The organism is Chryseobacterium sp. FR054 (genome assembly GCF_056844565.1).
Genome location: NZ_JBXDSA010000002.1, coordinates 133311 through 145328 on the forward strand (window position 1 = coordinate 133311; position 12018 = coordinate 145328).

Below are 12018 nucleotides of genomic sequence, written 5' to 3' on the forward strand. Positions count from 1 at the left end.
TCTCAGAGAAATAATTTTATTTTTGTTCAATGATGGAAAATAAATCCGCATTTTTAGATACCTTATTTCTGCTTCGGAAGGATGAATGTATTACAATCTTCACAGATCTTTATGAAATCTCTAAAAAAGAGGAACAGGAGGCTGCAGATTATTTCGAATCCGAATTTGAAAAAGAAAGACTGGAGTTTTTATCAGATCAGATCAGCTGTGACCGCGAAACAGCCGTCTGGGCTGCAAAAATTCTCTACCACAGCGCACAGTTATACCTGATCAGAAAAGACACTGAAAAGGATCTGGACAGATTAATTCCTCCGTTTAAAGGCAAAAGAAATATTTCGGCCTTATTATCGGCAGACCTGTCACTGCGGTTTTTGCCACAGACGATTTCCGCTTTGCAGTTTGCCGATCCGGAAGACCCGCTCATCAGAATGCTGGAAAATATCCTCCTTCAGTTTCATTATTCAGGGATCGGATTTGATCTGGATCTTGAAAACGTAAACTGGGAAGAAGAATTAAAAGATAAAACCTACCGGAAACTGTATCTGGAAAGAATTGTAGAAAAAAAATCTTACAGACTGGCCGAAATTCCATACATCAACCAACTGCTGATCGCGGAATTTGGGATGTATAAAGACATTTTCTGGAGAGAACTAAAAACAATAACCGAAAACCATGGGAAGAGCTAGTGAAATATTTGAATTTTTAAAAGACCCAACGAAAGAAAGTTTCCTGAAGAGCAGGGAGATCGTAATTAATGATCCTGAATATAATCCGTATTCGGATGATACCGGAAATTTGCTGGAATTATTAAATGAAGGGAAGTTTGAAGAAGTCATCCGGTATGTGAACGTTAACATCTTATTAAGTCCCGGCGCTCATATCTATAAATATTTTGCCTATAAGGAATTAGGGGATGAGAAAGGGATGAGAATGGAGATGATGATTGCACAGGGCATTTTTGAAGGCCTTGAAAAAACAGGCGACGGAACCAGAGATTCACCCTATATTGTCACCCGCATTTCTGATGAAAGAGATCTGGTAAGGCACCATTTTGATAAACAGGATACAGGGCAGAGACTGTTCAACGACGGAGACAGGATCATGGACGTACTCACGCTTGATGACGGAACAGAAATGTATTTTGATATAAAAGATATTTATCAGAGAATTTCTTTCTCCTTCAGTAAAAACAGTGAGCAGGAAGAAAATGGAGAGGAAAAACCCAAAAAGAAAAAATGGTGGAAATTTTAATTTTTTAAATCAATGAATCATAATATTACAAAACTCAATACCGTTCTTAATTACGTAAAAGATACCTTCGTAGGAAAAAATGACGTGGTGGATCTTCTGGGAATCTGTCTTCTGGCCAGAGAAAATGCCTTTCTGTACGGACCTCCGGGAACCGCAAAATCGGCAATCGTAAGAACGCTTTCCAAAACCGTAAAAGACGGTAAAAATTTTGAATACCTTTTAACCCGGTTCACAGAGCCGAACGAAATTTTCGGCCCTTTCGATATCAGAAAATTAAAAGAAGGTGAACTTCTTACCAATACAGAAGGAATGATGCCGGAAGCTTCCATGGTGTTCCTGGATGAGATCTTCAATGCCAACTCAGCGATCCTGAACTCCCTGTTGATGGCTTTAAACGAAAAAATCTTTAAAAGAGGAAAAGAAACCAGGCATTTACCGGCTCTGATGTTCGTTGGAGCGAGTAACGTACTTCCGGAAGATGAAGCGCTGAATGCATTATTCGACCGTTTTCTGATCAGGATCAATGTGGATTATGTAAATCCTGACCTTCTTCAGCAGGTACTTTTAGCCGGAAGAAAACTGGAAAACCCGGTGGAAACGGAAACTCCTGAAATCCTTTCCGGTGAAATCAGGGAACTGCAGGAATTATGCAGAACCATTGATCTGAAACCGGTGTATGAAGTGTATTTAAATACCATCATCAGTCTCAGAAATACAGGAATTGCTATTTCCGACCGTCGTGCCGTGAAATTACAGAATCTGATTGCCGCAAGTGCCCTGATCTGTGGAAGAAACGAAGCCATTCTTTCAGACCTCTGGGTACTCAAACATATCTGGGATACCGAAGAGCAGATTGAAATTCTGGAAGGGATTATCAACAGGACCATTGAAAAAGATGAAAATCCTAAATCCCATCCGCAGGCCATGCAGAACAAAACTCCGGATCCTGAAGAAGTGATGAAAGATGTAAAAATCTTAGTTGAAAAATGGAATGAAGGAACGCTGAGTTTTGAAGAGCAGAACGTGATCAAAGATAAGCTGAGATACCTCCAGACCCGCTGTGACTGGATCAGAAATCCGGAACAGAAACAATATATTCAACAGGAAATAGAAAGCTTATGGCAGAAGATCCTTCAAAGCGTGTAAAAGAATTCTGGGCAGAACTTCCCCGTGCAGATGAAGATTTTTTAGGCTCGATCCGGGACTGGAAAAACGTGCAGATCGCATTGGAAGAAGACGTGATCTGGCTGAAAGGCTTTACCGGAGAGCAGGCTGTTTCACCGGAAATCCAGCAGCTGCCGGATTTTTTACTGTACGAATTGAGAGAAGGCCTTTTATTCCGGAAAGATGCCCTGGTTCCCAGTAAAAAAGTGAGAACCGCGTTACTATGGACACCGATTGATAAAGCGCTGCGGCTTACTTTTCCCTCTTCCAATCAGAATTTTTTCGGAATTGATGAAAAAGTAGAGGTCAGATTGGTGCCCGGTGGAGAGGAGCAGCCTGCTGTTGCTCTGTTAAGCCTTATTGATGAGATTAAAGAAAAAATAGTAACCTTTCCAAAATTCAGGCTGGAAAAAACAGACTGGACGGTTATTAATGATAAAGCCCTGTTTTTGGGAACCCCATTATTAAGCCTTCCGGGGAAAACCTTTTGGATGAAAGACCACCATCTTCTTCCGGCAGGTTTTGATTTTGAATTTAAAAACTTAAGTGCTCTGTTACAGAGAAAATATAATGCAGCTCAGGACCAGTGGCTGTTATGGAACGAAGACGGAAGCGTTTTACCTCTTGATAAAACCGGTTTCCGGAAACTTTCCGTAAGCTCATTTCGCCTGACCGAAAAATCTAAGGAATGGATATAAACGAATATTTCCAGTCATACGAAAACTATTTCTGGGAATGGAGTACCGATAAAGATATTCCCGATCCCACAGGCTATCAGGAAAACAACCTTATTTCAATTCCGAATGTAGGGGCGGTAGCATACAGACCTTATGTAATGGAGATTCTGAAGGAACTTCAGCTGCAGGGTTTTCCGCCTTTCGGAGCATTATTGCTGGTGTTGTATGCCTCTCAGGATGGATACCTCAATTTAGACGGGGTCTATTATTACCTGAATAAAATCCAGACCGAAAGTAAAGAGGAAGTCCGTTTGGATATAGAGTCAGGATTTAAGTTCCTTCAAAACCTTAAAAGTTTGGGCACGCGATATAAAACCGGACAAAACCGGATTATTCTTTTACAGACCCTGTTCAGACATGTTCCACGTCTGGTTAGATCCTCCGTAAGTGCAGAAATGATCTTAAAAGGGTTTGCCAGAAGACCTCACAGCCTTGCCGGATCAGCAGAGAAAAAAGAACTGACGGATGCCGTTAAAATAAAAGACATCCGGACGTTAGCGATATTAAATGAGAAATTTCCGTCGGTAGAATCCATCATCAATATGATGAAAGGCACCGTTGATATTCCTGAACTGGAAGATGAAGTAGCCGAAGATGAAACCACCGTTGAAACCGGTGACGACTTCATCCGGGAACTGATTGAAGAACCGAAAACCTTTCAGGTAGGAAGCCTGATCAAAAGAATATGGAGCGGCCTGAAAATTCCTATGCGTCATCTTTCTCCCGGAGAACAGCCGATCGGAGGAATTTCCGACATGACGAATAAAGGAGAATTTCACCGGATGCTTTTATCAGAATTTGCCAATGAGGATGATGTTTTTATGAACCGTGTGGCCAATAATGAAGCCCTGTATATCCAGCGTGAAATCCCGCCTGAAGAAAATATCTTTGAGAGAATTATCTTAATTGATACTTCTATAAAAAACTGGGGTACTCCAAAAGTACTGGCATTTGCTTCAGCTATTGCGGTGATCAAACATCCCAAAGCCCATTCCGAATGTAAAGTTTTTGCATTGGGACAGACCATTGTGCCCGTTTCCCTGGACAGGGTGGAAGAAGTGGTGGAAAACCTGAACCATGTAAGCCCCGTGCTGGAATCTTCCCAGGCTCTGGAAAAGTTTTTTGAAGAAGACCACAGAGAGAAAGATCTTGAAGTGTTTTTCATTACCCATCAGGAAAATCTGGCTAATCAGAAACTGCAGAAAGTAATTAACGAAAACAGAGACCGTCTCAAGTTTCTTGTAACGACATCGGCAGACGGAGAACTGAATTTTTATAAACATCATAAAGGAACCAGAAAGCATATCCAGAAGATCCTGCTTCCGCTGAAAGAGCTGTGGGCCAATCCTCCACAGAGAAAATCAAAAACTCCTCAGGATTCCCGGAACGGAAAAAAAACAGATCTTCCACTGAATTATCCCATCCTGTTTCCGGCTCCGGCCAACCAGATCGCACAGTTTATGTACGAAGGGGAATTCTTTATTTTAAGCAGCAAAAAACAGCTGCTGAGAACCTATCTTTCCGATAATTATTATGACAGAGAATATTATGACCGCCATAAGACCCATCACGGATGCGAAGTGCTGTTTGAAAATATCTCTGTAAAGCCCAAAGGACAGTTTAGCCTGGCAAAAAATAAACAGCAGCAGTTCATCCTGTGCCAGTATCAGCCGGATAAAAAACTGATTTCAAAGCTTAACCTGAATACCAGAGAATACTCAGAGCTGAATATTTCGGAAAAAATTATTCCACAGGAATTTAAACTGGTTTATTTTAACAGAAATTTTTATCTGTTTTTCCCGAAAGCACCCTGGATTTCGGAAATTAACCTCGAAGGAAATATCTCTATTGAACAGGTGAAAAATGATGAAGATATTGCGAAAAGCGATGCCAAGATCCAGTTAGAACTCAATAAACTGTCATATGGAATAAGAGTGGTAAGCAATTTTACGAGAATTGGCATCAATACAGAGGGGAAGCTGGTGATTTCACAGAGTGAATTACATAAAAATTATGTCAATACACTCACCTTGCGTAAAAATAAAAATCAGATAAAAATTTTCGCAGCTAAAAATAAAAACAAATTCAGTTTTTCTGACGGAAGCGATATTATCACAGATGCCAGGGGAATGCTTACATTCAAAAGCAGTAACAAAAATATTCCGGAGTTTTATATCCCCTCTACGGAAAACGGTTTCCTGGCACTGGCTACGGATACAGAGTTTGGAGGTTCAGAATATTATCTGCCGGATCATACCCTGCTGAAGGTGAGAAAAATGGACGATATGTATGAAGAGTATTTAATGAGATTTATAGATCAGATTGTGGAATATGGAGCTTAGAATAAAACCTTTTCCGAAAAATAGCTATCCTAAAAAAGGACTTTTAATAAAAGGTTCCTCACCCTTTATCTGGCTTCATGAAATGGAAATATTAGGAACAGACCTTGATGAGGTCCGTTCTTTTGCAATTCCTTCCGATGAACCGAACGGAATATATGGATGCTTTCTTGTATTTAACGGTGCTGCTCCTGATGAAATCGGAAGAAATGCCTATTTCCAGTGTGTGGATAACAAGCTGTTTATCCCCGAAAATACAGTTTTCTATCCCAAAGTAAATCCTGAAGACTGGCTGAATACAGATGCGGAATTCCTGATCATGCACCCTGAATTCGGGTTGGTGAAATTGAATGAAGAAATCGACTGGTTCTCATTAATCCGGCATCCGGAACAGACAAAAGATACAGTCCGAAAACCATCCAACGGCGTGAAGATTCCTCAGAACATTGAGAGTTATACCGTAGAAATGGATGATGACAAAGTTCTGGAAGATCTTGAGAAACCGAAAACCGAAGAAGAATGGATGAAAGACCTGCCTTTCGACCTTAAAAAAGTAATGGCCGGTAACAAAAAAGAAATCGAAAAATACCTGAGCTATATAGAAAAATATCCTGACAGGGCCGTAGATCTCGGAGTTCCGCTCGATGTGATGGGAACCTCAAGAGGAGATGGTTTCGCGAATTTTCAATTCGGGACACCCTTGCTGGATAGGCTGTTTGGAGGAAAAAAAAATGCAGACGGTTCCGGGCGGGATTACCGCTGGGTTTTCTGGGTAATTTTACTGACACTTGGCTTGGTAAGCATATTTAGGCATTGGAGTGAAGATAAGTCTGCAAAAACCTCAACAGCCACTTCAGGTGAAATTTATACAGGGCCGGGCAAAGAGGAGGATCCGAATCTGATGAAACCTATGGTAGCCTATCAGTCGGGGGTTACTGATATTGACATGAAAATAGATTCCATGTACGGCCGGAAAAGACGTGAGCTGATGGAGGAAAGTGTTCTGGCCAACATGATGTACCATAATCCGAAAAAAGAAACCACCTACAAGGAGTATCTGGATAAGGGAGGAAGACCTATTGAAAACATTTATAAAGATATTGACGGCATAAAAGCTAAAGTAAAGACATCAGAAGATTCCCTTAAAAAAGTATACCGCAAGAGGATTACAGAATATATCGGACAGAATGAAGCGGGCTACCGGCAGAAAATCAAAGACTCCATCAAAAAATCGAATCCCGGAAAAGCGGTGGATAACGGTACCGTAAAAAAAATCTGGAAGAAAAAGCAGGTTTTGGTGGAAGATTCACTGGGCCGTCTTTACGGAACAAAAGAATATGCTGATACACCGGTTTATAAGAATGAAAATTCGGATATTGGCGAAATAGAAATCAAAAAGCCGCGTCAGAAACAGGATATTTCCCTTTCGGATATTTTCTGGCTGATTGTGGCGATGGCAGGTGCCGTTGGCCTCTATTCCTTTATTATCAAGAAAAGATCACTGAGCGTAGGTGGAGATCATGTTCCGCCAGGAGTCAAGATTTTTCTGATGATCGTTCTGGTAGTGATGCTGGCTTATATCTTTTATCCTTTGATCGAAATGTACGGCTACAACTGGTTCGTATGGATTCTTATCATTTGCGTTATACTCCTTCTTTACCGTTTGTTCAGTGAAGATAAAACCATTTTAAAATCAGATAAAGATGAATAGGCAGAAGTTTACAGAAAAATTCATGGCGGCATTTTTCATTCTGGCGATCCTTAAGATCATCGGAATTCTGGCGCAGCTTTTTCATCAGAGTTTTTGGGAGGTGATATGGACCCTGGTTGTTTTCACTTTTGTGGCCATTATGATTTTTGCCGTTCTGCTTCGTCTGCAAAAAAAAGAAAAAGGACAGAACTTATCAGGAGGAAAAAGCAGGGGAGGAAGCTTATATGTGGAAACCTCTCTTTTCGATAAAATCAGGAACAAATACGAAGAACTCGCGGAAAAGTATATTGCAGAAAAGGATTACAAAAAGGCGGCAAAAGTTTATATGAACCTCCTTCAGGATCATTACAGGGGAGCAAAGACACTGGAAGACGGAGGCTTTTATACCGAAGCGGCGGTCATCTATCTTAAAAAACTGAAGAACAAATCAGATGCAGCCGTCTGCTATGAAAAAGCAAAACAGTACAAAAAAGCGATTGACCTGTATAAGGAGCTGGGACATAAAGAAAAAGTAGGGGATCTGTACAGAACCATCAATGATATTAAAAACTCCAATACCTATTATCAGATGGTAGTGGATGATTATGTAAGCAACAGCCAGATGATAAAAGGTTCCCTCATCTACCGCAAAAAAATGGAGATGCCGGAAGAAGCTCAGAAAATCCTTCTGAAAGGATGGAAAGAAAATAAAGACGCTTTCAACTGCTTAAATAATTATTTCGCCAATATTTATGATGTGAAGCAACTTGGAAATTCCATTCAGGAACTGTATAAGGAAACGCCGGAGGATAAAAAGATCACCTACCTTGATGCCATGAAGTACGAATTTAAAAAAGATCCTCAACTTCAGGAAGTAACCCGGAACATCGCTTACGAGATCATCACTGAAAAAATTTCAGAACATTCTGAAATTGTCAACGAACTGAAACATTTTAATCCGGATGATGAGGTGATCCTGAAAGATATTTCCAGATATAAAACAGGACGGAATAAGATGTTCAGGAATTAATTGATCTTAAAAACTTTACAGAATCTTAGTAATTCAATTAAAACAGCCTTTAAAAATAAAATGGATCACACCAACAAATATCTTTATTTAAAACACGAAGGCAAAAATGCTTACGAGATCGTTCTTGAAATGACCGGTGATGGGAAATCACCTTTATATGGTATAAAGAAAATCAGGGAAATATTTCCGTTTCTTTCTTTAGCCGAAGCCAAAGAAGTGTTTGTTATTGCTACTTCCGGGTACAAAAGTTTACATAATTACCAGGGAAGCTTACCTAAAGACCTGGAAAAATCAGATATTTCAAAGGGGGAAGCTTCAGAGAATTATTGATGAAAAATAATAAAACGGACAGAAGACAATCAAAATTAAATGCTTAAAAAATTACAGATTATACTTATAGGAACAGGAATTCTTTTTTCAGGAACTGTTCTTTCACAAAACAGAAACGCAGCACTTATTCCTTACAGGGCAGGCAATGTTTATGGCCTGTCCGATACTTTGGGAAAAGTAATAGTGAAGCCGGAATTCAGTGATATCAAAACTTTCGGATACTATTTCGATAAAAAAGCCAAGACATTATCTGAAGCCCGGTTTGTAGTAAAGAAAACAGGTAAATATTTTTTAATAGACCATAGAAATCAGTCCGTAATTCCACAGAACAATAAATATGATTCAATAGCCATTGATAAGGATGACTGCCGGATCGCCTATGTATATTCCCAGGGTAAAACCGGAGTTTTCTTTAAAAATAAGGAAATCATATCACCTGTATACGATAATATACAGCCCGAAAAGAATACCTCTTTCAAAGTCGTAAAAGAAGATAAAAAAGGAATATTCAACAGTGCCGGAATTCCGGTTGTACCTATCGGAAATTATGCTTATCTCTCTTATGGGGACTATGAAAAAGGGAAAATAGAATGGCTGACAAGAGGATCATATGGCGAAAGTCTTAAACATTTTTACGATGTTCCGGTGGAAATACCCCAAAAAGAAGACTATATTTCGCGATATAACGATAATTACCAGTTTCCTTTCGAAAAAGAAATTCCGGATCTGCAGGCAAAAAAGAGAAAAGTGGGAAGCCTGTATAAAACAACAGCGGAATATTCTTTCATGAAAAGATATGTTGAAGTGGGAAAAGACGGCCTGTATACTTTTTATGATTTTTATCTGGATAAAGAACTGTTTCCGCTTCAGTACGAAAAATTCAATGTAATGGGAGCGGATCACAATACCATTTTATTTTCCGCTCTGAAAAACAGAAAATACGGACTTTTAAACCTGGAAGGGAAAATCATACTGCCGGTACAGTATGATGAAATCATTAAGAATGATGATGGAGCTGTTCTGAAAAAAGACGGTAAATACGGACTTTATATTCTGAACACTGTATATAAACCTATCGAAGCAAAATACACACAGGCTGTGAAAAAATATAAGAGCATTCCGGTGTCCGGATCATGGCAGTTTTCCATCTGCAAAACAGGAAAAGATTATATCGGAGAAAACGGAATTGAATATTTTAAGCAATAATTTATTTATCTTTGCACCAGAAAAATATGAAACTACAAAGAACACATATCAATGCAGAACTATGCGGAAGCCCTTCAATAAAGGGATTATTCGTGTATGATTGGATGATATTACATGAGGCGAAATGTGCATTCTTTGGAAATTATTTACAGTAAACCCGTAAAAATTTTATCAAAATATAAGCAAAAACGCCTCGGTTGCCGGGGCGTTTTTTGTGTTTTCAAGGCAAAAATTATTTAGAACGAAAAAAAATAACCATAAAAGCGAAAATTTTTTAATCAACAATGAATAATTAATAAGAAAATAAAGCGTGATAAGTAACCCGATGAGAGACAGTCATTTAGGTATTTAAGAAATCTGCAGGCTACTGCGGACAGGAATTTTCTATTCTAAATTTTCAATATAATTAATTGATTTTCAAATAGTTAATTGAAAAATAAATTTGCAGGTTTCAAAATTTCATATTTACTTTGCAACCGAAAATTGAAAGCAACAGGTTTTCAGGATTCATCTAATAATTTAAAAACAAACAGTACAATGCTACAATTACATAACATACAAAGTCAGTTTTCAAAATTACACGGACAGGAGCCGATGGAGCTGTGGTATGCGAATATTCTTGATTGTGGATTTGTGGATAAAAAGGTGCTTATATACGTAGGTCTCTCGTGACCTGACACGTAAAAATATAGTAAGCGCCTCCCAAAAAGAGGCGCTTTTTTTATGGTTTCTTTAGCTTATTTGGTAAAGCGCCGGTCTGTGGAACCGGAGAACAGGGTTCGACCCCCGGAGATACCCCAAATAATAAGATCCCATAGCTCAATTGGTTAGAGTGCCGGCCTGATACGTCGGAGGTTGAAGGTTCAAGTCCTTCTGGGATTACAAAAAATGGTCTATTGAGGTAATGGCTAACCTGCCCGACTGTCTCTTGGGCACTGCGGGTTCGATTCCCGCATAGACCGCAAAGGTTCACGGAAAATTTCAGCTCCGGCTGTCTCCCGGAAAAGAAATCATACTGAACCTGAAAACTGGAAAGATAACGGTGGTTGTTTACCCGTCTTGGACGCGGGAGGACGCAGGTTCGAATCCTGCTTTCCAGACCAATGCTCCATTAGCATAGTGGCGAGTGCATCCGGCTTTCTACCGGAAGATAAGGGTTCGATTCCCTTATGGAGTACAAAAAGTGAAGTGGTTACAGCCATTCACAAATGGTAAACGATTTCGTAGCTCAAGTGGTTAGAGTATCGGTTTCATAAGCCGAAGGTTGAAGGTTCGAGTCCTTCCGAAATTACAAAAATGATTCTGTAGCTCAATGGTAGAGCGCTGGTCTGTTAAACCAGAAGTTGAAAGTTCGGGTCTTTCCGGAATCGCAGATAACTAAATGTTAATTGTTTCAAAAGAGAAAAAGAAAAGGTTTGTCAAGCGCAGAAGATCTTTACGCCAAAAATACGGTATCATACAGACAGACTTTTTCTTACCTCAAAAAATGATGGTTCGCCGAAGTGGAAGAGTCGGGGCGGTCTGCAAAACCGTTGCGTTAGCTGAGTGGGTTTGACTCCCATAACCATCTCAAAGAAGAAGGAGAAGAATGAAGAAAGAGAAAAATAAGGCTGAATGATCTTCAGCAATGATGAAAACTAGTTAGTTCGAAAAAATAAAAGTCTGTCAGGCGCAGAAGTTCTTATATCAAACACAAAAAATTAAGACAGGCTTTATTTTTTTAGAAAAAGGAAGTGCGCCGGAGTTGGAGAGCCGGGGCAGACTGTAACTCTGTTGCTTTATAGCTGAGTAGGTTCGAATCCTGCCACTTCCACTAAAAACCACCGATAATGTAACGGCAGCATGCAGGAACTATACTCTTGTTGTTCAGGTTCAATTCCTGGTCGGTTGGTTTTTTTATAAAAGATAAAAATTGATGATAGGTTTCAGAAAAGAAATCTTGATCAGTAAACATACATTACTCATGGAAGGAGAAACGTTTGTCAAGCGCAGAAGATCTTTACAAACACTAACAGGCATAGTTTATTTATAGACAGACTTTCTCTGACCTTTTATAACAATGATCAGTAATGAGCAATGAGCAATAAGTAATGAGTACTTTCAACTATTACCAATTACTCATTACCGATTACCCATCATATAATTACGCGGGAATGGCGGAACTGGCAGACGCACTTGATTTAGGCTCAAGGTATTGGGGGTTCGACTCCCTCTTCCCGTACAGAATGATCAGTAATGAGCAATGAGTAATAAGTAATGAGTACTTTCAAA

General features: G+C 39.5%; 9 protein-coding genes and 9 tRNA genes. All 18 read left to right on the forward strand.

What is annotated here, in order from left to right; translation table 11 throughout:
• The first annotated feature begins 29 nt into the window (after nucleotides 1-29).
• The 18 genes from AC106S_RS07885 to AC106S_RS07970 all read left to right on the forward strand — a co-directional run bounded on the left by AC106S_RS07885 (nucleotide 30) and on the right by AC106S_RS07970 (nucleotide 11968).
• Nucleotides 30-686, forward strand: a complete 657-nt coding sequence (locus AC106S_RS07885) for a hypothetical protein (protein WP_482438544.1) — start codon at nucleotides 30-32, stop codon at nucleotides 684-686.
• The gene (locus AC106S_RS07890; RefSeq protein WP_482438545.1) at nucleotides 673-1251 is read left to right on the forward strand and encodes a hypothetical protein; all 579 of its coding nucleotides are present in this window, start codon (nucleotides 673-675) and stop codon (nucleotides 1249-1251) included. Before AC106S_RS07885 ends, AC106S_RS07890 begins: the two co-directional genes overlap by 14 nt.
• A gap of 12 nt (nucleotides 1252-1263) precedes the next feature.
• Nucleotides 1264-2397 carry an AAA family ATPase gene (locus tag AC106S_RS07895; protein WP_482438546.1) on the forward strand — a complete coding sequence of 378 codons (1134 nt, stop codon included), beginning with the start codon at nucleotides 1264-1266 and terminating at the stop codon, nucleotides 2395-2397.
• On the forward strand, nucleotides 2370-3113 hold the full coding sequence (locus tag AC106S_RS07900) for a hypothetical protein (RefSeq protein WP_482438547.1): 744 nt from the start codon (nucleotides 2370-2372) through the stop codon (nucleotides 3111-3113). Before AC106S_RS07895 ends, AC106S_RS07900 begins: the two co-directional genes overlap by 28 nt.
• Entirely contained in the window at nucleotides 3104-5494 is a 2391-nt protein-coding gene (locus AC106S_RS07905; RefSeq protein WP_482438548.1) for a hypothetical protein, read from the forward strand. Before AC106S_RS07900 ends, AC106S_RS07905 begins: the two co-directional genes overlap by 10 nt.
• Entirely contained in the window at nucleotides 5484-7202 is a 1719-nt protein-coding gene (locus AC106S_RS07910) for an APC family permease (protein ID WP_482438549.1), read from the forward strand. Before AC106S_RS07905 ends, AC106S_RS07910 begins: the two co-directional genes overlap by 11 nt.
• Nucleotides 7195-8211, forward strand: coding sequence for a tetratricopeptide repeat protein (locus tag AC106S_RS07915; protein ID WP_482438550.1), 1017 nt, complete (start codon nucleotides 7195-7197; stop codon nucleotides 8209-8211). The genes AC106S_RS07910 and AC106S_RS07915 overlap by 8 nt, the downstream gene beginning before the upstream one ends.
• Before the next feature lie 60 nt (nucleotides 8212-8271).
• A complete protein-coding gene (locus AC106S_RS07920; RefSeq protein WP_482438551.1) occupies nucleotides 8272-8541 on the forward strand; it encodes a hypothetical protein in 270 nt (89 codons plus the stop codon).
• Between the two features lie 39 nt (nucleotides 8542-8580).
• On the forward strand, nucleotides 8581-9747 hold the full coding sequence (locus AC106S_RS07925) for a WG repeat-containing protein (protein WP_482438552.1): 1167 nt from the start codon (nucleotides 8581-8583) through the stop codon (nucleotides 9745-9747).
• A 725-nt stretch (nucleotides 9748-10472) separates the two neighbouring features.
• Nucleotides 10473-10545, forward strand: a tRNA-His gene (locus AC106S_RS07930).
• A 10-nt stretch (nucleotides 10546-10555) separates the two neighbouring features.
• Nucleotides 10556-10629 (forward strand) — tRNA-Ile (locus AC106S_RS07935).
• A gap of 8 nt (nucleotides 10630-10637) precedes the next feature.
• A tRNA-Asp gene (locus AC106S_RS07940) sits at nucleotides 10638-10709 on the forward strand.
• A 66-nt stretch (nucleotides 10710-10775) separates the two neighbouring features.
• Nucleotides 10776-10850, forward strand: a tRNA-Pro gene (locus AC106S_RS07945).
• Nucleotides 10851-10852: 2 nt separating this feature from the next.
• Nucleotides 10853-10924: transfer RNA gene (locus AC106S_RS07950), tRNA-Glu, on the forward strand.
• 40 nt (nucleotides 10925-10964) lie between these two features.
• Nucleotides 10965-11038: transfer RNA gene (locus tag AC106S_RS07955), tRNA-Met, on the forward strand.
• A 7-nt stretch (nucleotides 11039-11045) separates the two neighbouring features.
• Nucleotides 11046-11117 (forward strand) — tRNA-Asn (locus AC106S_RS07960).
• 359 nt (nucleotides 11118-11476) lie between these two features.
• Nucleotides 11477-11560, forward strand: a tRNA-Tyr gene (locus tag AC106S_RS07965).
• Nucleotides 11561-11894: 334 nt separating this feature from the next.
• Nucleotides 11895-11968: transfer RNA gene (locus AC106S_RS07970), tRNA-Leu, on the forward strand.
• Nucleotides 11969-12018: the final 50 nt, after the last annotated feature.